Genomic DNA, 19,770 nt, shown 5'->3' with positions numbered 1-19,770 from the left:
CTTGTCATCCGTTTTCGCCCTCATTCGTGCTCAGTTGTGCTGTCTTGCCTTGTTACTGCCATGAAAAAGGGGGCCTGAGGCCCCCTGAATGCCAGTGTCATGATTTAATGGCGGCTGACGATGATCCGCCCCGTGCTCATGTCACGGGCCTGGCCGGTGACGCTGATCTTGAGACCATACTCGGGCAGCAGACGACCGGCATCCGGGATCTCCTTGCTCTGGTAGCTGCGAGAATCCTTGAACACCCGGTTCGGGGTGATCCAGAAGTCCTGCAGCAGTGAGCCGCTTGAGTGCTGGAGGTCGAGCGGCTTCTGGAAGCCAAGGCTAAAGGTGGCATCGTGGATTTGATAACGGGTACCGGCTACGGCGCCGTCACTCCACTTCAGGGTGCGCTGGTCTGCATCCACTACCCCGAGGAAACCCTCACCCGGATGGAGACCCACCCAGTTGTTGGCCTGGCTGTTGTCCACGTACCAGAGCAGCATGCCCGGCTCGTAGCGCATCAGCTGATCGCCCACATTGATATGGGCCAGCCCGGTATCGACTCCCGCATGGTTGCGCCACTCGGCCAGATAGTAGTGATCCTTGGCCTCACTGCCGTTGCTTTTCACAAAACCGGCCAGGGTGAAGGCGGAACTGCCCTCTGCCCCGTCGCTTATCACAGTCTCACCGTCAGCCAGGATCTGGATCTCGTCCACGAACAGGCCGTCCTCGGCCGTGCCGCCATCGCTTTGGTATTGCAGGGTGAGGGTGATCTGCTGACCGGCCCAGGGGGTCAGGTCGAACTCGGCATCGGTCCAGCCATTGGAGTTGCCCGTGATGCCGACCCCGAAACCGATCCCGTTAGGATCGTCGCTGGTGGTCAGGTTGCCCGCGATGGGCTGGCCGTTGACCAGCACCCTGGCGTAGTCATATCCCTCTTCAATCTGATACCAGGCCTTGAACGTCAGGCTGGCACTCTGCCTGCCGCTCAGATCCAGTTTGAGGTTCATGCGGTTGTCCAGGTTGTTGGCCTTGCCACCGTGGTATTCGTATTGGCCGGCGTAGGGCGGGTTGAGCGGGACCTGCTTGGCGGGCAGGTTGATGCGCACCACGTCGTCGTTTCGCCCCTTGTCGTTGGCCTGATCCAGCATGTAGACGTTGCCACTGGGGCTGAGGTCGGCGAGTTGCACATTGCTGCCATGCAGCCAGTTGCCGCCGAGGGAGGCCTGCAGGAACTCCTTGGCCCAAGCGGAGAAACCGGTCGGCTCGGTGCCGCCAATCACCCCGGCCCAGGAGCCGGAGGACATGATGGACCAGCTGGCGACTGGCTCACCCTTGCCGGTGTATTTGGTGTCGTACTCGTCCGGTAGTCCCAAATCGTGGCCATATTCGTGGGCACAGACCCCGGCTGCCGCATCGATGGGCTGAATGGTGTAGTCGTAGGCGGCATACTGGCCGCCGAAGTTCCCGCTCGGGCTGCTGGTGCCCGGGATGGGGTAGGGGGTGCCCAGGTTCCAGCGATGTGCCCAGATGGCATCTTCGCCAAGATCGCCACCCCCCGCCTCTTCCCCCACGCTGGAGTGGAAAATCATCAGGTGATCGATGAGACCATCCGGCTCGTTCCGGTTGCCATTGCCATTGAGGTCGTAGCGATCCTCCTGGTCAAACTCGGACAGATCGATGGAAGGGTCGTTGGCGACCTGGATCAGCGCTTCTTTCACCAATTCCCGAATGGTGGTCGGAGTGGCATTGGATCCGTAGTAGGCGGCATTCTTGTCGGCGGTATACCAGCCCGCCACTTTGCCGCGCACACTGTAGCTCTTGCCGGATTGCTGCTCGTAGAACTGGCGCATCGAGATAAAGTACTCGCCATTCGGGCCTTTATAGCCCTTGTTGGAAAAGAGCAAGTCGTTGTAGTGCTCCGGGGTGTAGTCCGGGTAGTACATCTTGGTGAGGTCAGGGGTGATGCTGTTTTTCGGGTAGTCGGGGAAGTCCACCAAGATGGCGAGGATCTTGTCCTTGCGCATCTTGCCCTGGTAGTGCTCCCTCTCGATGGATTTGAGCAGCAGAGTGGGAACCCGATCACCGGGACCGGCCATGCCGTTGAAGCGGATTTTCTTGAGGATGGTCTCCCGCACCTTGCCTTCTTTCACCGCCAGGGTGCCACTGCTGCCATTGTAGGCCCGTGACTTTTCGCGGTAGAAGCTGGCCAGGGCGGCCCGTTCCATCTCGGGAGAGGCCAGGGTCTGGATGCGGCCACTCTTTTTGAGCATCTCCAGTACCTTCACCTCATCGGCCAGGGCGGCATCGAACGGACCATGCACCGGGGCAGCCATGGCGTGGTTTCCAATCATCAGGGTTGAGCCTATGACCAGGCTCATTATTGTTTTTTTAGGCATTCTCTATGTGCTCCTTCACATGATAAAAAGGGAGCCCTGCTGGCTCCTCTTTCCGTACGGACAGTGTTTCGTCCGCGTCCCTTAATACACCCCCTTAGGATCCTTTGTCACTGTGCACAAGTTGGTTGAACGTGCTGATTTTTAAGTGACTTTCGATGGTGTTATGCCGCTGGCGATCTCTCGCGTGAAGTTCCGTATGGGTCATTTTGTGGCCGGCGGCAGATTACACTTTATTCACCTTTTGTGGTGGCACCCCATTTGGGGTGGCCGTGGTGGACCCGCTAACTTGGTTTGCCGCATTGAGCCGGATGCGCTCTGCGGGTATGCTTTGCCGCAACTATGCCGCCCGGGGTGCAGCGAGTCTGAACAGGCACCCTGTGGCCGACGGCATTTGACACCAACCAAGTATCATCTGGGGTTAATATGAGTCTTGATATGCAAGAGTGGCGTGCAGAGACCACCGCCATTGTCAACGAGTTGCTGGCCGATGGCAGCAACCCGGATCTGGAATATGACATTGAGCACCACTTCGCCTGCCAGGATTTCGATCAGCTGGAGAAGGCCGCCGTTGACCTGTTCAAGGCTGGTTTTGAAGTGACAGATGCCGAAGAGATGGAGCTGGATGATGGCGCCCCTATCTTCTGCTTCGATGCCACTGTCGAGTGCAAGCTTGAGATCGAGACCATAGTCGCCGACATCGAAAAAATGCTGCCGATCCTTGAGAAATATGGTGTGGATTATGACGGCTGGGGCACCTACTTCCAGGAGTAAGCGGGCTTGACGCACTGCTGATCTGTGTGCCTGACAAGCAAGCGGTCACCCTCTGGGGTTAATGCAAGTCAGTGACGAGCATGTGACTCTTAGCCCGTGAGGTATAAAGGCCAAAGAGTGAGGGAGGCATCATGCCTCCTTCTTTTTATTGGATGCTAGTCAGGGCAAAGGCGTAAGCCAGATTGACGCGTCCACCATGGCACAGTTCCTGTAATTGAACATGTCGACTATTCAGCCACAAAAATGGTTAGCTGACTGGCATTACCCTCTGGGCTGGCCTGTTGGTTGGCTGTCAGGCACAGGCAGCTGGTAGCTGCGGGCAAACTCGTCGGGAGGCAGAGGGCGGCTGAACAGGTAGCCCTGCAGCCGATCGCAACCGGCCTGCACCAGCCAGGCCTGCTGCTCGGGGGTTTCGACCCCTTCGGCTGTGATCCTGATCCCCAGCTCGTGACCGAGACCGATGACGGAACGCACTATGGCGGTGGTGGCCTGATTGGTGGTCAGCCCCTGGGTGAAGCTGCGGTCCAGCTTGAGGGTCGCTACCTGCAGCCTCGGCAGGTAGGCGAGCGAGCAGTAACCTGTGCCGAAGTCATCGATGGCGAGCTGGAATCCCGCTTCGATCAGGTTGGTCAGGTTGCTCTCAATTTCGTCGGCATTCTCCATCAGCACGCCTTCGGTGATCTCCAGCTCCAGTTGCCAGGGGGCCAGGCCGTGGCGTTCGATGCAGGCGAAGATCTGCGGGCAGAGCTCGGGGTCGCGAAATTGCAGCGGGGAGAGGTTGATGGAGAGCACCAGATCCGGCGCCGCCTCCTGCCAGCGGGCCAGCTGGGCACAGCCTTGTTCCAGCATGCGCTGGCCGAGCTTGCCGATGAGCCCCAGCTCCTCCGCCAGCGGGATGAACTCATCTGGCGAGATCATGCCGAGCTCGGGGTGAGGCCAGCGGCAGAGCAGCTCGGCCCCGTGCAGCTGATTGGTGCGGGTGCTGATGATGGGCTGATAGACGGCGGTGAGCTGGCCCGACTTGATAGCCAGCTGCAGCTGGGCCGCGATCAGCTGACGGCGCTTGAGTTTGGCGTTGAGTTCGGGATCGAACAGGGTGCAGTGCTGTTGCTGACGCTTGCCTTGTGCCAGCGCGGCTTCGGCATGGCTCAGCAGCCGTTCGGCATCGTTGGCCTTGCCGTGGGCTATGCCGAGGAACACGGGGATTTGGATCCTGTGATCTTCGACCAGATAGGGGACCATCAGCTCCCCTTGCAGGCGGCGGCTCCAGTCGGCCAGCGGCTCGGCCAGCTCGGGCAGCAGCATGGCGAAGTCGTCGGCGGCGACCCGGCACACCAGCGACTGGGGCGGGGCCAACTGCTGCAGGCGGCGGGCCACCTGACTCAGCAGGCGATCCGCCACCCGGATGCCGAAGCGGTCATTGATCTCGCGAAAGTGCTGCAGATCGACCAGCAGCAGGCTGGCCTTGCGGGTTCCGAGATGGCGGCTGGTCTGCAGAAAATGGGAGAGCTTGAGCAGGCCGGTCAGGCTGTCGTAGTGCTGTTCCTGCTGCAGCTGGGCCTGGGTGGTGCGCAGCCCCGTGATGTCGCGGCTTAATGTCAGGGTGCCGAGGGAGTTGCCATCGTCATCCGGCACATCGACCCGGGTGACCTCCAGGTGGCGGCCCTGGCCGCTGGCATCCACCAGACAATACTCTCCCCGACCCATCGGCAGCTCGGTGGAGAGGCGGTGGGCAACCCGCTGGCCCAGTGCCTCGCTCGCCACCATACCCATGAAGTCGAGAAAAGCCTGATTGCAGTCGATGAGCAGGCCCTGATGGTCTTCCAGCCGGATGGGATCCGGGATGGCGTCCAGCAGGCGGCGCTGCAGCAGCTGTTGCTGGCGGAAGGTCTGCTCCAGCTCCTTGCGCTGATCAATCTCGTTGACCATGCCAAACAGGGCTACCGGCTTGCCCTGCTCGTCATAGAGCGGGATCTTGTGGATCTCCATCCAGCTGGTGGTATCGCCGCTGTGGCAGTACAACTGCTGATAGAGCAGGGGTTTGCCCTCCGCCAGCAGCTGCTGATCCTCTTCCCGAAAGACGTCGCCCCACGGCATGTCCGTATCCGTCTTGCCGATGAGGTCTGCCGGTTGCAACAGGCCCGCTTGCTCCGTAAAGGCCTGGTTGGCAAACAGGTAGCGTCCGGCCGTATCCCGGCAGAAGATATTCATGGGTAACTGATCGATGATCTGCTGCAGCAGAGTCAGGGTGAGCAAGGAATTCACGCAGACACTCACGGGGGAAATTTCGAGCGAATCTATGATAGCAGGCTGGTTTTGTAAAGCTTGGGTTAATGTTGACGCATTTCTGCTGATCTCTGCTGACAGTCTGTGCCGTCAACGCCATAATAGCCGCCGGTTGGCCTATGGCCGGATAATATGGATGAGAGAAGCTGCATGAAAAAGATAATGGGGGTAGCCCTGGCCCTGTTGATAGGCGGTTGTGCCAGCGATAACAATGGTGGCGAGCAATACCGCTATAATCCGCCGGTTGCCAAGGCGACCAACAATACCCAGGAGATGCCGATCCCGGTGGATCTGGTGTGGGCCCGCGCTGAGAAGTGGTTTGGCGATCACGGCCTTAACATCGAAAACAGCCAGCGTGGCTCAGGCCTGATGACGGCCAACGTCGAGAACGCGGCCGATGGCCTGGAGTGGCTGGATTGCGGCACCATGGGTTCCAAAGTAGCGCTGGGCAACCCCAATCTGCAGATCAATCTGATCATCACCCAGAGTGGCAACAACAGCGTTGCGACCGTCAACGTCAAGGGCAACACCCAGCTCTACTTCGTCGAATCCTCCGGCGAGCGCGTGCTGGCACCCTCCATCACCCCGGTCTGCGTCTCTCGCGGTAGCCTGGAACAGAGCCTGTTCTCTACCTTGAGCAACTGATCTGCCGCTGTCAGCCGCTCGCTTGCCTGGCGGCTTGCACGAAACACCCCGTTGCCTGCAACGGGGTGTTTGTTTTTGGGGATCCGCGAGCATAAAGACGGGGAATGCACGATCCGCTCACCCAGACGGCCACTCCCGAGCGCCAGCATTGCGGCCAGCCATAAAAAACGCCCCGGCAGGAACCGGGGCGTTGTGATGACATGGGCATAGGCTGGCAATCAGAGGGCGCTGTCGCCGTGAAACAGTGCCTGCTCGCCGGATTTGAGCAGATAACCCTTCCAGAGGAAAAGTTGATAGGCACCGCCCTGCCAGGACCCGTTGCCTCATCCCCTTGCCGGGTCAGCAAGGTCTGCTCACCGTTTGGCAGAGTCAGTTCGGCCTGGCTCTGGTCGGCATTGAACAGCAGGAAGGCGCTGCCAGTCTCATTCGCCTCGAGGGATTGCAGCCGCACCGCCTGTTCGAACAGTCGCACGCACTGGTTGGTCAGGGCGGACCACTGGTAGCCTGCGCTGCCGATGCAGTCATGGCTGTCACGATCACCACCAACCAGATGTTGCTCAGGTGTGCTGCAGGCCGCCAGCAGCAGGGAGGCGGTCATCAGAGTCAGAGTGCGCATGCTTACCCCTGCTTGTCTTCGAGATTGTCCCGCTCGATGACGATGTTGGAGAAACCCAGCTCCTTGAAGTAGTTCTCCTGATAATCTTTCACGCTCTTCTTGTCACGGCGGCAGACCTGCGCCAGCTGGGCCTCCATGGCGTGGAAGCTGGAAAGATCCAGCCCTTCGGCGGCGGCAATGGCGTCGTAGATGCTGCGGAACTTGTCGTTCGCGTAGCCGAGCTCTTTGGCCTGTTTTTTGTAGGTGTAGGTAATCTTAAACGCCATCTGGCCCTTCCTTCTTCGATTTGGCTTGCTTGCGCTGGACATAGAGATAGAGGCTCTCGACCTTCTCCCGGGCCCAGGGGGTTTTGCGCAAGAACTTCAAGCTGGACTTGATGCTGGGGTCGTCGGTGAAGCAGCGGATGTTTATCTGCTGTCCGAGCTCTTCCCAGCCATAGTGGTCGACCAGGGCGGTGACGATCGCCTCCAGGGTTAGCCCGTGCAGCGGGTTCTTTGGTTGCGAGGCGCCTGGCTGGTCACTCATGCCTTGGCCGCCAATGTGGCAAAGGGTTGACCCATACGGGTAGTGACACCATTGGCCAGATGCGGCTCGAAGCCGGCCAACATGCCAGGTCCAAACAGGCAGACCACGGTACTGCCCAGTTTGAACAGGCCCATCTCGGCCCCTTTTTGCAGGGTGATGGCTTCATCGCCGCTGTAATCCCAGCGCACCACTTCCTTCTGCTTGGTCGGTGCAATATTACCGGCCCAGATGGTCTCGATACTCGCGACGATCGTAGCGCCGACTAGCACCAGCGCCATGGGGCCGTGCGGGGTGCGGAAGGTGGCAACCACCCGCTCGTTGCGGGCAAACAGATTGGGCACGTTCTCGGCGGTGAGCGGGTTGACGGAGAAAAGATCCCCCGGCACGAACACCATGCTCTCCAGCACGCCGTCCAGCGGCATATGGATGCGGTGGTAATCCTTGGGCGCCAGATAGATGGTGGCAAAGTCGCCATCCTTGAACGGCGCCACCAGATCTTCATAGCCACCCAGCAGTTCACGGGCGCTGTAGTCGTGGCCCTTGGCCTGGATGATGCGCCCCTGATGGATGGGGCCGAGCTGGCTGACAGTGCCATCCACCGGCAGCGCCAGGGTCATGGCATTGTCTACCAACGGGCGTATCCCCGGTTTGAGCTCACGGGTGAAGAACTGGTTGAAGCTCTTGTAGTGGGCCGGGCTCTCGTGCAGCGCTTCGCTCATGTCGACGCCGTACTGCTTGATAAACGCCTCTATCACTTTGGTGGTGACGTTGCCGGCTTCGGCAGCCGCAAGCTTGCCCACCAGACGGGAGAGGGCGTGTTTGGGCAGGCAGTATTGACCGGCAATTTTCAGGTTGTCAGTGATGCTCATGATCTTCATCGAAATAATAAGTTGAATGGGTCACAGTCGGGCCTGTTGGCGACCGTGGCGGGCTTCCTGCATGGTTTCCAGGATGCGGTGATAGTTGTGGAAGCGATCGGCGCTGATGTCGCCACGGTCGACCGCCGCACGCAGGGCACAGCCGGGATCGTCCTTGTGGGTGCAGTCGCGGAATCGGCAACCCCCCAGGTAGTCACGAAACTCGATGAAGCACCAGGTGATGCGATCGGCTTCCAGATGCCAGAGAGCGAACTCGCGGATCCCGGGGGAGTCGATGAGATCGCCGCCGCTTGGGAAGTGGTAGAGCCGCGCCGTGGTAGTAGTATGCGTACCTAGCCCCGAGTTTTCTGAGATCTCGCCGGTGAGCACATCCAGCCCCGGCATCAGGGCGTTGGTGAGCGACGATTTGCCCACCCCGGACTGGCCGACGAAGATGCTGATCTTGCCTTCGAACTGGGCCTTGAGTTCATCCAGCCCTTCGCCGCTCTCGCAGCTGACCAGGATCACCTGGTAGCCCAGCTTGCGATAGGGGTCGAGCTGACTCTCGATGCGGGCGCGGGCCGCGGCATCGAGCATATCGACCTTGTTCAGCACGATGAGCGGCTGGATCTCCACATCCTCTGCGGCCACCAGATAGCGGTCGACGATATTGGTGGAGAACTCGGGCATCACCGCCGAGACGATGATGATCTGGTCTATGTTGGCGGCGATGGGTTTGACCCCGTCGTAGAAGTCCGGCCGGGTCAGCACAGAGTGACGCGGATGCACCGCCTCTATGACCCCGGCGGTCGCGGCATTGAGGCCGGGACGCCAGACCACCTTGTCACCGCACACCAGGCTGCTGATGCTGCTGCGACGCAGGTTGCTACGGTGGATGGTGCCATCGACCGCTTCCACGTCCGCATGCTGACCGAAGCGGCTGATCACCACCCCTTCGATGGCCGGGCCAAACAGGGTGTCATCCACAACCGTTGTGTGATCTTTTTGCAGCCGCCGCTCGCGGTTGGCCTGGACGCGCCTTTGTTGACCCAGATTGAGTTTTGCTTTCTTTGCCACTCGATTCGCCAGTTTATGAACAGATCCAAAGCCAGTATGATACATGCAAATTGGCAAAATTCCGCCATTCCTCCCAATAGAGAGAGCAATCATGACAGTCAGCGCGCAGAACCTGGTATGGATCGACATGGAGATGACGGGTCTGGACCCCGAAGATAACGTGGTACTGGAGATCGCCACCATCGTCACCGACAAGGATCTGAACGTGTTGGCACAAGGGCCGGTTATTGCCATCCACCAGAACGATGAAGAGCTGGCCAAGATGGATGACTGGAACGTCAATACCCACACCAAGAGCGGGTTGGTGGCACGGGTCAAGGCGAGTCAGCACGATGAAGCCAAGGCCGTGGCCGAGACGCTCGCGTTTATCCGCCAGTGGGTACCGGAGCGCACCAGTCCGCTGTGCGGCAACAGCATAGGCCAGGATCGCCGCTTCATGGTCAAACACATGGGCGAGCTGGAAGCCTTCTTCCATTACCGCAACGTCGACGTCAGCACCATCAAGGAGCTGGTACGTCGCTGGCAGCCAGAACTGTTGGATCAGTTCACCAAGAGTGGTTCCCATCAGGCGCTGGATGACATCCGCGAATCCATTGCGGAACTGCGCTTCTATCGCAGCCATGTCTTCAAGATCTGAGTGCCAGGCAAGGGGTTGCCATCGATTGGTTGCTAAAATCGACAGTTCGGCCAGCTTTTGAGCGAACGCGCGCAACCAGACGAAAAAGCCCTTGCAATTGGAAAGAGTGCTCTTATAATTCGGCTCCCGTGCAGTAGCGCAAGCAACCAAATGCTGCACGATTTGTTTTGATGCCATTTTATGGTGTGTGCGGGAATAGCTCAGTTGGTAGAGCACGACCTTGCCAAGGTCGGGGTCGCGAGTTCGAGTCTCGTTTCCCGCTCCAAATTGTGATGATGAAACTGGTTCAATCCAGCCCGATGCGGGAATAGCTCAGTTGGTAGAGCACGACCTTGCCAAGGTCGGGGTCGCGAGTTCGAGTCTCGTTTCCCGCTCCAATCATCCTCACTGACCACAAAATGACAACGCTGTTGCGGGAATAGCTCAGTTGGTAGAGCACGACCTTGCCAAGGTCGGGGTCGCGAGTTCGAGTCTCGTTTCCCGCTCCAAAGTGTGATGATGAAACTGGTTCAATCCAGCCCGATGCGGGAATAGCTCAGTTGGTAGAGCACGACCTTGCCAAGGTCGGGGTCGCGAGTTCGAGTCTCGTTTCCCGCTCCAATCATCTTCACCAGCGTAAAACGACCATTTATGTTGCGGGAATAGCTCAGTTGGTAGAGCACGACCTTGCCAAGGTCGGGGTCGCGAGTTCGAGTCTCGTTTCCCGCTCCAAATATTTGCAATGTGACATCCTGTTGCGGGAATAGCTCAGTTGGTAGAGCACGACCTTGCCAAGGTCGGGGTCGCGAGTTCGAGTCTCGTTTCCCGCTCCAACACATTTGCAAGTGACATTCTGTTGCGGGAATAGCTCAGTTGGTAGAGCACGACCTTGCCAAGGTCGGGGTCGCGAGTTCGAGTCTCGTTTCCCGCTCCAATTTCTCTCCTTGAAGTACACCAATCCAATATTTCAACACATCCATTGCCACATCCAGTTGGTAGAGCGTGATCCGCGCTTGCCAAGGTCGGGGTCGCGAGTTCGAGTCTCGTTTCCCGCTCCAATTTCTCTCCTTGAAGTACACCAATCCAATATTTCAACTGAATCACCCCGGTTTTTCTAGACACTCAGCTGTTGAACGTTTAATTGCTCATTACATCGCGCTGCGATGCGTTGTCGTATATGGCGTTTATTCAGCGCTTCTCCCCCTCCTCCTGCAAGCAGGAACGGAGTGCTGGCTCACACGGCGAGTGAAATAGGGAAAGCGGTTGTGACAAGAGATGGCAAATGGCGGGCAAAAAAAAAGGAGGAGCAAGTCTCCTCCTACAGGCTCACTGGCGTGGCTTAGAGCAGAGTGACGTTCTCAGCCTGAGGGCCTTTGTTGCCCTGGGTCACAGTGAACTGGACTTTTTGACCTTCAGCCAAGGTTTTGAAACCTGTGCTCTGGATGGAGGAGAAGTGAACGAAAACGTCCGGTCCCTGGGATTGCTCGATAAAGCCAAAACCCTTGGTCTCATTGAACCATTTTACTTGGCCGGTGCGAATGTCAGACATGTGTTAAGTCCTATCTATAACAAAATGAAACTAAGCCTTGTTGGGCAGCATTTGCCTAGAAATCAGGGGTTGAAACATCACTGACCACGTCAATTTGTCCCAGTAGCATGTAGAACAATCCCTGTCTAAAGCACAAACGATTGTACGTGAGCGCGATCCCTTGTCAATTTGGCACTTTTCATTTTTTGAGCAAGCTAAACATATTGTGACGTCAGCGGCTTATTTCATGGCGTCAGGTCAAAAAAAACGGGAGGCCAGCGCCTCCCGTTTTGTTATTCCTTGAGGGCGAACCCTTCGCCCTGCCGGTCATAACGGTAGACCGCCTGACCGTAGGAGCGGATCTCCACTCGCTGGATGCGACGGGTGTCGTCCACCAGGATGAAGATGGCGCGGCCCGATTGCAGGCGGGTCAGCGGGCGGTCCTGTCCTTCGATGGCGATCAGGCGACTGAGCTCGGCCCCCGGCAGCTCGAACTTGCGCCAGATGGAGTAGAGGGTCTCGCCGGCTTGCACCTCGTGTTGCAGCCAGGTGCCGTTGACCTTCTCTTCGACCGGTTTGGCTGCAGCGGGTGCACTGCCAGCCACGCCATTGCCGACGGTAAGAGCCTGAGCAGGCACGGCCAGCGGCACTTCCAGCGAACCGGACGGGGCCGCTTTCGGGGCGGCAGGCGCAGGTTCCCAGGCCAGCAACAGCAGCCAGATGGGCACCAGTACCAGCAGGCCAATGGTGTGTTTGCGGGGCAGCGGGCTGGTCAGCTTGAATTTGCCTGCTTTGGCATCCTGGCGGCGTTGGCCGAGGTTGCTCATCCCTTGGCCAAATCGTTGGCGCAGGGACAGGGTCGCGGCATTGATGCGATGAAGCAGGGATCCTTGTGATTCGTCTTGGCGACGCTGCTGGGCTCGTCTGTTATGGCCTCGTGGGCGACGGTCCGGGGTGGGCACGGCATTTACCTCTCACTACATTGCCTGCCATCAGGCAAATTCGTCGCCTATGGTAAACGGACTCGCCCCCGAGGGGGAGAGTCCTGATGCGGAAAATTATCAGCTGAGACGAAATTGACCCAATAATTGCTGCAATTTGTCGGCCGCCTGACGCAATGCCTGACTGGCTTTGGCCGTTTCGGTCGCATCCTGAGCAATGTCGTTGGCCAGTGCGTTGGTTTTTGACAGGTTGCCGGAGACGGTTTCGGAGACTGAGCTCTGCTCTTCGGCGGCGGAGGCTATCTGGTAGGTCATGTCGTTGATGGTGGAGATCGCCTTGTAGATGCTGCCGAGCGCCTCTTCTGCCAGATCCGCTTCGCTCACCGCCTGATGGGTCAGCTGCTGGCTCTGGGTGATGGCGTTGACCGCATTGGTGGAGCTCTGGCGGATCTTCTCGATCAGCTCCTGGGTGTTCTGTACCGCTTGCTGGGTGTTGCCCGCCAGTTTGCGTACCTCATCGGCCACCACCGCAAAGCCGCGCCCCTGTTCGCCTGCCCGGGCTGCCTCGATGGCGGCGTTGAGGGCGAGCAGGTTGGTCTGATCGGCAATCCCCTGAATCACGGTGAGGATGCTGGTGATCTGGGCGCTGTCGTTGGCCAGCCCTTCGACCACGTCAGCCCCTTTACCGGCCTCTGCCGCGACCTTGTGCATCGACTGGATCACCTGCTGGAAGCGCTCCTTGCCCTGATCCGCCGCGCTTTGCGCCTGCTTGGCGGAGTCAGCGGTGTTGTTGGCGTGGGTGGCCACTTCCTGGCTGACATAGGACATCTCTTGCACCGCGGTCAGCATCTGCTCCATCTCCGCCTGGTGATGCTGCAGGTTGGTGTCGGTCTGACGGGCGATACGGTCGGTATCGCCGGCATGGCGGTTCACCTCGCTGGCGGTCTTGAGCACATCCCCCAGCAGCCCTTGCAGCTTGTCGATAAAGCGGTTGATGCCTTTGGCCAGATCCCCCAGCTCGTCCACCGAGCGGGTCGCGAGGCGTTTGGTGAGATCCCCCTCGCCATCGGCGATGTCATTCACCAGGCTGACCATCTGACGGATGGGCCCCGTGATGCTGCGGGCTATCACCAGCATGGTGGCCAGCGCCAGCACCAGCACTATGAGTGCACCCACCAGTTGTTGGGTCATGGCGGCCCGGTTCATGTCGCCCAGCTGGCTCTCCAGCTGGTCGGCTTCCGCCAGTACCACCTTGTAGGGCAGGGTGACGATGATGGCCCAGTTGCGGCTCATCCCCGGTACCATGATAGGCACAGAGATTCGGAATGATTCATCCAGCTCCTGGCGCTGCACTTCCGGTTTCAGGTATTGCTGCCACTGGTTGCCGAGCAGCTTGTCGGCCCGGCTGCCCAGCAGGCTGGTGTCGCCGCTGGTGCCCGTGATGACGCCAGCGGCGCTGACGATCAGGGTCTCGCCCTGGCCGTCATAGATGTTGCTGTTGAGGGACTGGGCCTGACGGCTGATGGAGTCCACCGCCAGATCCAGTGCGACGACGCCCTTGAATTGACCCGCCACCATGATGGGGGTGGTGATGGTGCTGACCAGCACCTGCTGGCCGTTGATGTCCACCTTGAAGGGATCGATGAGGCAGGAGCGGCCCTCCCGTTTCGGGCAGGCGTAGTAGTCGTTGGCCGGATTGCCAAACTCGTCGGCATCGCTCTTCTCGATGGAGAGCAGCAGGTCTGTGCCTATCTGCTCCTTGTCACGGTAGAAGTAGGGGACGAAACGGCCCTGGCTGTCACTGCCCAGTGCCGTTTGACCGGCGAAGGCGGCGTCCTGGTCGTCGAAGCCGTTGGGCTCGAAGCCGGCGAAGGCGCCATACAGTTGTGGTTCCAGGTTGAGCTGTGCCTTGAGCAGGTCGGTCGCCTGCTGGCGATCCAGTGGCAGCTTGCCCTGCTGCTGCAGGGCGAGGGCACTGGCCATCTGCTGGGTATAGGAGAGCCCCTTTTGCAGCAACTGGTTGATGGTGGCGGCCTCGGCGCGGGCGTTGGCACTGACCTTCTGCCAGGCCTCCTGCTGCAGGGCGGCGCGGCTGGAACTGATGGTCAGTTGCTGGGTCTGTTGACCGGAATACTGGTTGAGCAGGATCAATATGACCAGGGCTGTGGTCATGGCGATCCCGGTCATCACCAGAATGCGATTCTGGATAGAACGGAACTGCATCGTCTCTTCCTTGTGTCGTGAGAAGTAGTGTGAGAGTTATTTGACTGTCGGCCGGAGGAGGCTGCTCTCCAACATGCCCCATAGCAAATCGGAAATGCCGCTTCTGTTTTGCGATCCCCCTCAAATATCAGGTGCTAAGCGGTCACCAGACACATTTAACCCCCTACTTTGGCGTGCCACAACCTCATGGTTTTCCCATCCGGGATTCTGAGTGCTAAAATGCGACGGTTTTTTCTAACGAATTGGCCCAAGGCCCTCTACACAAGGCTTAAAGATGAAAGTCAAAACCCGTTTTGCTCCCAGCCCGACCGGCTTTTTGCATGTCGGCGGTGCCCGTACCGCACTCTATTCCTGGTTGTTTGCAAAGAGCCAGGGCGGTGAGTTCGTGCTGCGTATTGAGGATACCGACCTGGAACGTTCCACTCAGGAGGCGATCGACGCCATCATTGAGGGCATGGAATGGCTGGAGCTGAACTGGGATGAGGGTCCCTACTACCAGACCAAGCGTTTCGATCGCTACAACGGCATCATCGACGAGATGCTGGCCGATGGTCGCGCCTACAAGTGCTATTGCTCCCGTGAGCGGCTGGATGCGCTGCGCGAAGGCCAGATGGCCAGCGGCGAGAAGCCCCGTTATGACGGCACGTGCCGGGATGGCGCCCACGATCACCCGGCCGATGCGCCGCACGTTATTCGCTTCCGCAACCCGACCGAAGGCTCTGTGGTGTTCGACGACCACGTGCGTGGCCGCATCGAGTTCGCCAACACCGAGCTTGACGATCTCATCATCCGCCGTACCGATGGCGCGCCGACCTACAACTTCTGCGTCGTGGTCGATGACTGGGATATGGAGATCACCCATGTGGTGCGTGGTGAAGACCACATCAACAATACCCCGCGCCAGATCAACATCTACAAGGCGCTGAACGCCCCAGTGCCGGAGTTTGCTCACGTCTCCATGATCCTGGGTGACGACGGCGCCAAGCTCTCCAAGCGTCACGGTGCTGTCTCTGTGATGCAGTACCGCGATGACGGCTACCTGCCGGAAGCGCTGCTGAACTACCTGGTGCGTCTGGGTTGGTCCCACGGCGATCAGGAGATCTTCACCCTTGACGAGATGATCAAGCTGTTCAGCCTGGATGCCATCTCCAAGTCCGCCTCCGCCTTCAACACCGACAAGCTCTTGTGGCTGAACAACCACTACATGCGCAGCCTGGATCCGGCTTATGTTGCCAAGCATCTGGCCTGGCACATGGCAAACCAGCAGATCGACACCAGCAAGGGCCCGGCGTTGCCTGCGGTGGTCACCCTGCTGGCCGAGCGCTGCAACACCCTGGTGGAGATGGCCGCCCAGAGCCGCTATCTGTTCGAAGAGTACGAAGCCATCGACGAAGCGGCCGCCAAGAAGCACCTGCGCGGTGTGGCTGCCGAGCCGTTGACCCTGGCCAAGGCCAAGCTGGCCGCACTGGATAGCTGGACCACCGAAGCGCTGCACGAGCTGATTGAAGCCACTGCCGCCGAGCTGGGTCAGGGCATGGGCAAGGTTGGTATGCCGCTGCGTGTTGCCGTCACCGGTCTGGGTCAGTCCCCGGGTATCGACGCCGTGATGGCACTGGTGGGCAAGGAGCGGGTGCTGGCCCGCATCGACCGCGCTTTGGCCTATATAGAAGCGCGCATGGCCGCGGAATAAGTGCCTGTGATGGCATGCGAAAGGGCTCCCGCGAGGAGCCCTTTGTTTTTGTCAGCTAACCAGATTTGTGACATAAAACAGCGAGATAGCGGCAGTGCTGTCGGTAAAAACAGCTAACTGATTGAATTTTGACTAAACGCGCCAGTCGGCGTTATTTTTGGGTTGACAGCAAAGCGGGTGATGCCTATCATGCGCCTCCGTTGCCGGAGATAACTTCGTCAGCGCCGAGGTGAGTTGGGGTTATAGCTCAGCTGGGAGAGCGCTTGCATGGCATGCAAGAGGTCCGCGGTTCGATCCCGCGTAGCTCCACCAAATTCTCCTCGAACAATCTGGAATCAAAGGGGTTATAGCTCAGCTGGGAGAGCGCTTGCATGGCATGCAAGAGGTCCGCGGTTCGATCCCGCGTAGCTCCACCAGATTCCAAATTGGCAATTGCAGTACCCAGGGCAGTGCGGTGTGTATCACCCAGGCCGACCTTTGTGGGGTTATAGCTCAGCTGGGAGAGCGCTTGCATGGCATGCAAGAGGTCCGCGGTTCGATCCCGCGTAGCTCCACCAGATTCCAAATTGGCAATTGCAGTACCCAGGGCAGTGCGGTGTGTATCACCCAGGCCGACCTTTGTGGGGTTATAGCTCAGCTGGGAGAGCGCTTGCATGGCATGCAAGAGGTCCGCGGTTCGATCCCGCGTAGCTCCACCACTATTTACGGTAAATGGCCGCCAGAACCATTTGTTGAGTACGAAATTTGGGGTTATAGCTCAGCTGGGAGAGCGCTTGCATGGCATGCAAGAGGTCCGCGGTTCGATCCCGCGTAGCTCCACCAATTTCTTGTAACAAGAAGCCAAAAGGCCACCGTTATCGCGGTGGCCTTTTTGTTTTGGCTCATTTTTCGTCCAGCCCGTCTCTTGCCCGTAAAAAAGCCCGCATCGCAGCGGGCTTTTGGCGTGATGGCAATGCCGCATCAGCCGCGGCGACGACGCCAGGCCAGCGGCAGCAGGGCCAGCAGCAGGGCGCCCATGGCACCGCCGCCGCCATTGCTCTCTTCTTTCAGCTTGAGATCGACGATGATGGGATCATGGTCGGAGGCGCTGAACGGGTTGCCGGACTTGATCATGTCGCCGCTGAAATCACGGCCGTACTCGAACAGGTTGCTTTCGAACGAGTTGATGTGCCAGTCGGCAACCGCGACTACCTTGCTGGCCAGTGCCGGGTTGGCGAGGGCATAGTCCAGGGTGCCGAGTTCGGCCTCGTAGCTGTAGGAGATAGCCTTCTCCTTGTTGAACCTGACATTCATGTCGATCAGGCCATAGCTCTTGCTCACTTCGCTGCCGGTCTGCTCATAGACTTGCTCGCCGAGGAAGGTCCGGGAGGCCGAGACTATCTTGCGCTGACCTTCGGTCGGAACATAGTCGGTCAGCACCCGGATCGCATCTTCCCTGGCGTAGGAGTTGAGGTCACCCACCAACATGACCATGCCCGGCAGCGTGTTCACCGCGTCGCCCAGCACCTTGGCGGCACTGACCCGGAACTCGGTACACTTGCCCTGCAGATCGGCCGGCTCCTTGCCATCCAGGTTCTCCAGGCAGCCGGATCCCTTGGATTTGAGGTGGTTGACCACCAGGGTCAGCGGCTCCTTGCTGCCCTCGACGGTGAAGCTCTGCACCAGGGAGTCACGCTGGGAGGCCTGTTTCTCGACTCCTTTCGCGTCCTGGTATTTCTGTACCGGCAGCGTGATGACGCTGGCACCCCCCTGCGGCGTCAGCTTGGCGGGCCGGTAGATCATGGCCACCATGATGGCGTCGCCGCCGAAGAAGCGCTCGTCGCCAAGCAGCGCCTTGGGCAGGGCCACGAAGGCGTACTGTTTGTCAGCTTCCTTCTGTTGGGCGTTGAGGCTTTGCACCAGATCACTGATGGCGGAGTGACTGTCAAAGCCGTTGTTCTCCATCTCCATCAGGCCGAGCAGATCGGCATCCATCTCCGTGATGGCGTTGACTATCTTGGCACGCTGTTTCTGGAAGTCCTCCAGGTTTTTGGCGCCGCGGTTGCAGCCCTTGGCGCTGTCCGCATCCGCCTGATCCTTGCACAGCACATTGAGGGCTCCCCCCACGCTGGAGTGGCTGGTAAAGTAGTTGAGCACGTTGAAGCTGCCGATACGCAAGTCGGTGCCATCGGCACGGGCCGGTGCGCTCTGGCGATCGTTATCGCTGGTGCGCAGCAGATCGCCGGCGGTGATCACCTGATCCTGCGGCACTATCAACCGGTATTCGTTGTAGCTGTAGCCCACCAGCGCATCCAGATTGACCGGGGCATCGCCGATGCGCAGATAACCCTGCTCCGGATCCCAGCCCGGCAGCCAGGGCAGTTTGCCATCGGCGGCCTTGAAGTCAGACTCGAGGAATACCCGGTTGCGGGCATTGGCCCTGGCCAGCGCCTTGGCTTCCTTGCTGTCGGCGGCATGCAGCTGGGTCGGCTTCATCAGCGGTGCCTGGTGTGACAGCACCAGATTGTTGCGTTTGGCGGCGTAGTCATAGCTGAAGTTGCGGCTTACCTTGAGCGCGCTGTCAGCATCAAGGCGTACCCGCATCCCTTCGTGACGCTCCAGCGCCCGGGCCAGGGTCTCGTTTTCCAGTACCCGCAGCGGCGCGGCGGCAGGCACAGAGCCCTGAGCGAGAACCTGCAGACGCGGGGCGCCGCTGTCAACGACCGGCTTGAGCTGGGTGTGGTTGTAGTACTCCTCGACCTTGGCCTCCAGACAGACTTCGGCACCCGGCTTGATGTCCGGGTACTTGCTGGCGAAGTTTTTGTCGTTGAGGTAGACGAAGATGCCATCCGACGTCTGGGGGTTGTCATCCCCTTGCAGATCCTGCAGGTAGAAACCCTTGTTGATACTCTCACCAAGTGCCGTGACCACCGCCTTGACCGTGACGCTCTGGGCGCTTTCGAACTTGCCATCGGGGATAAGGGGACTCTTGCCACCAATGCCCTGGATGACGGGGATGGGAGTGAGGGCACTGTCAGCCGGGCAGCTGAAGCTGGCGGCATGGAGGGATGGGGAGGCGATCGCAAGCCCCACGGCCAGCGACAGCAGGGTACGTGTTCCTTTCATAACGGTTCCTTTTTTATTTTTTGCCAGTGTTTCCATAGCCTTGGCACCTTGACCAAGGGCGCGCATTGTCACATTTCTGGCACGTCATACCAGTGAGCCAACGCACATTACCGGGATGCAAATGAGGGCAGTGCTGGTTTTTTTGACCTGACTAACGTTATGAAATTAATGACAAAATCATTAATTCACTGTTCTCGGGAAAGTGTGATCTGGCTTGCATCCACATATTTTTCTTCGAGAATGAAGATTGAGACTCTGCTGGTTGATTCCTATACTCGGCTTGTTCCTCACGGAACCCAGGTAAAGGGCAAACCGGTCGAAATGCCGGGACGCAATGCCTCCGGTCTCCAGATCAGTCGATCCAGATAGCGGGGCTTCCCAGGGTGAAGGTGGTGTTTGTGGCACGTCCATTGCCAGTTGTCTGCTCCCATCACGCCGGTTGCGCTTGTTCTTTGCCCTGGTGACCAATGCCAAGACAAAACAAGGAAGATAACAATATGCAACAGACC

The 19,770-nt window shown here is 59.0% G+C and carries 14 protein-coding genes, 12 tRNA genes, 1 pseudogene and 1 riboswitch; of the genes and pseudogenes, 16 read left to right on the top strand and 11 right to left on the bottom strand.

What is annotated here, in order from left to right; translation table 11 throughout:
• Positions 1–104: 104 nt before the first annotated feature.
• Positions 105–2,381, bottom strand: a complete 2,277-nt coding sequence (locus WJM78_RS16635; protein ID WP_212513362.1) for an immune inhibitor A domain-containing protein — start codon at positions 2,379–2,381, stop codon at positions 105–107.
• A 423-nt stretch (positions 2,382–2,804) separates the two neighbouring features.
• Here WJM78_RS16635 and rraB point away from each other — a divergent pair, with 423 nt between their 5' ends.
• Positions 2,805–3,152 (top strand): ribonuclease E inhibitor RraB, encoded by a 348-nt coding sequence (gene rraB / locus WJM78_RS16630; protein ID WP_280136031.1) that lies wholly within the window; start codon positions 2,805–2,807, stop codon positions 3,150–3,152.
• Between the two features lie 261 nt (positions 3,153–3,413).
• Here rraB and WJM78_RS16625 read toward each other — a convergent pair whose 3' ends face one another.
• Entirely contained in the window at positions 3,414–5,417 is a 2,004-nt protein-coding gene (locus WJM78_RS16625; RefSeq protein ID WP_339010641.1) for a sensor domain-containing protein, read from the bottom strand.
• Positions 5,418–5,588: 171 nt separating this feature from the next.
• Here WJM78_RS16625 and WJM78_RS16620 point away from each other — a divergent pair, with 171 nt between their 5' ends.
• Positions 5,589–6,083, top strand: a complete 495-nt coding sequence (locus tag WJM78_RS16620; RefSeq protein ID WP_212514753.1) for a hypothetical protein — start codon at positions 5,589–5,591, stop codon at positions 6,081–6,083.
• 218 nt (positions 6,084–6,301) lie between these two features.
• On the opposite strand, the pseudogene WJM78_RS16615 reads toward WJM78_RS16620, so the two are convergent.
• From WJM78_RS16615 to rsgA, 5 genes and pseudogenes are all read right to left on the bottom strand, one after another.
• A pseudogene (locus tag WJM78_RS16615) lies at positions 6,302–6,699 on the bottom strand (hypothetical protein).
• Positions 6,700–6,701: 2 nt separating this feature from the next.
• Positions 6,702–6,965, bottom strand: coding sequence for a DUF2960 domain-containing protein (locus WJM78_RS16610; RefSeq protein ID WP_042035783.1), 264 nt, complete (start codon positions 6,963–6,965; stop codon positions 6,702–6,704).
• Positions 6,955–7,224, bottom strand: coding sequence for a VF530 family DNA-binding protein (locus WJM78_RS16605; protein WP_108537748.1), 270 nt, complete (start codon positions 7,222–7,224; stop codon positions 6,955–6,957). Before WJM78_RS16605 ends, WJM78_RS16610 begins: the two co-directional genes overlap by 11 nt.
• Positions 7,221–8,093 carry an archaetidylserine decarboxylase gene (asd, locus tag WJM78_RS16600; RefSeq protein WP_339010633.1) on the bottom strand — a complete coding sequence of 291 codons (873 nt, stop codon included), beginning with the start codon at positions 8,091–8,093 and terminating at the stop codon, positions 7,221–7,223. Before asd ends, WJM78_RS16605 begins: the two co-directional genes overlap by 4 nt.
• Positions 8,094–8,123: 30 nt before the next feature.
• On the bottom strand, positions 8,124–9,158 hold the full coding sequence (gene rsgA, locus WJM78_RS16595) for a small ribosomal subunit biogenesis GTPase RsgA (protein WP_042035781.1): 1,035 nt from the start codon (positions 9,156–9,158) through the stop codon (positions 8,124–8,126).
• Between the two features lie 91 nt (positions 9,159–9,249).
• On the opposite strand from rsgA, the gene orn reads away from it, so the two are divergent.
• The 8 genes from orn to WJM78_RS16555 all read left to right on the top strand — a co-directional run bounded on the left by orn (position 9,250) and on the right by WJM78_RS16555 (position 10,708).
• The gene (gene orn, locus WJM78_RS16590; protein ID WP_339010631.1) at positions 9,250–9,795 is read left to right on the top strand and encodes an oligoribonuclease; all 546 of its coding nucleotides are present in this window, start codon (positions 9,250–9,252) and stop codon (positions 9,793–9,795) included.
• 189 nt (positions 9,796–9,984) lie between these two features.
• A tRNA-Gly gene (locus WJM78_RS16585) sits at positions 9,985–10,060 on the top strand.
• Positions 10,061–10,096: 36 nt separating this feature from the next.
• Positions 10,097–10,172: transfer RNA gene (locus WJM78_RS16580), tRNA-Gly, on the top strand.
• 35 nt (positions 10,173–10,207) lie between these two features.
• Positions 10,208–10,283, top strand: a tRNA-Gly gene (locus WJM78_RS16575).
• Between the two features lie 36 nt (positions 10,284–10,319).
• A tRNA-Gly gene (locus WJM78_RS16570) sits at positions 10,320–10,395 on the top strand.
• A 35-nt stretch (positions 10,396–10,430) separates the two neighbouring features.
• A tRNA-Gly gene (locus WJM78_RS16565) sits at positions 10,431–10,506 on the top strand.
• Positions 10,507–10,531: 25 nt separating this feature from the next.
• A tRNA-Gly gene (locus WJM78_RS16560) sits at positions 10,532–10,607 on the top strand.
• Positions 10,608–10,632: 25 nt separating this feature from the next.
• Positions 10,633–10,708: transfer RNA gene (locus tag WJM78_RS16555), tRNA-Gly, on the top strand.
• Between the two features lie 405 nt (positions 10,709–11,113).
• Here the strand turns inward: WJM78_RS16555 and WJM78_RS16550 are convergent.
• The 3 genes from WJM78_RS16550 to WJM78_RS16540 all read right to left on the bottom strand — a co-directional run bounded on the left by WJM78_RS16550 (position 11,114) and on the right by WJM78_RS16540 (position 14,466).
• A complete protein-coding gene (locus WJM78_RS16550) occupies positions 11,114–11,323 on the bottom strand; it encodes a cold-shock protein (RefSeq protein ID WP_042035779.1) in 210 nt (69 codons plus the stop codon).
• Positions 11,324–11,595: 272 nt separating this feature from the next.
• A complete protein-coding gene (locus tag WJM78_RS16545) occupies positions 11,596–12,264 on the bottom strand; it encodes a LysM-like peptidoglycan-binding domain-containing protein (protein WP_339010628.1) in 669 nt (222 codons plus the stop codon).
• A gap of 99 nt (positions 12,265–12,363) precedes the next feature.
• Positions 12,364–14,466, bottom strand: a complete 2,103-nt coding sequence (locus tag WJM78_RS16540) for a methyl-accepting chemotaxis protein (protein WP_339010626.1) — start codon at positions 14,464–14,466, stop codon at positions 12,364–12,366.
• Positions 14,467–14,740: 274 nt separating this feature from the next.
• Here WJM78_RS16540 and gltX point away from each other — a divergent pair, with 274 nt between their 5' ends.
• The 6 genes from gltX (at position 14,741) to WJM78_RS16510 (ending at position 16,978) form a co-directional block, all read left to right on the top strand.
• Positions 14,741–16,156: a glutamate--tRNA ligase gene (gltX, locus tag WJM78_RS16535; RefSeq protein ID WP_108537752.1), complete on the top strand. Its 1,416-nt coding sequence runs from the start codon at positions 14,741–14,743 to the stop codon at positions 16,154–16,156.
• A gap of 236 nt (positions 16,157–16,392) precedes the next feature.
• A tRNA-Ala gene (locus tag WJM78_RS16530) sits at positions 16,393–16,468 on the top strand.
• 28 nt (positions 16,469–16,496) lie between these two features.
• Positions 16,497–16,572 (top strand) — tRNA-Ala (locus tag WJM78_RS16525).
• A 65-nt stretch (positions 16,573–16,637) separates the two neighbouring features.
• A tRNA-Ala gene (locus WJM78_RS16520) sits at positions 16,638–16,713 on the top strand.
• A gap of 65 nt (positions 16,714–16,778) precedes the next feature.
• Positions 16,779–16,854: transfer RNA gene (locus tag WJM78_RS16515), tRNA-Ala, on the top strand.
• A 48-nt stretch (positions 16,855–16,902) separates the two neighbouring features.
• Positions 16,903–16,978: transfer RNA gene (locus WJM78_RS16510), tRNA-Ala, on the top strand.
• A 138-nt stretch (positions 16,979–17,116) separates the two neighbouring features.
• On the opposite strand, the gene WJM78_RS16505 is transcribed toward WJM78_RS16510, so the two are convergent.
• Positions 17,117–19,261 (bottom strand): ExeM/NucH family extracellular endonuclease, encoded by a 2,145-nt coding sequence (locus tag WJM78_RS16505; protein ID WP_339010621.1) that lies wholly within the window; start codon positions 19,259–19,261, stop codon positions 17,117–17,119.
• Positions 19,262–19,557: 296 nt separating this feature from the next.
• A riboswitch (cyclic di-GMP riboswitch) is annotated at positions 19,558–19,643 on the top strand.
• Positions 19,644–19,770: the final 127 nt, after the last annotated feature.

It is taken from the genome of Aeromonas popoffii (assembly GCF_037818705.1).
Classification (GTDB): Bacteria; Pseudomonadota; Gammaproteobacteria; order Enterobacterales; family Aeromonadaceae; genus Aeromonas; species Aeromonas popoffii.
This window is presented reverse-complemented; position numbering and strand designations above follow the sequence as displayed.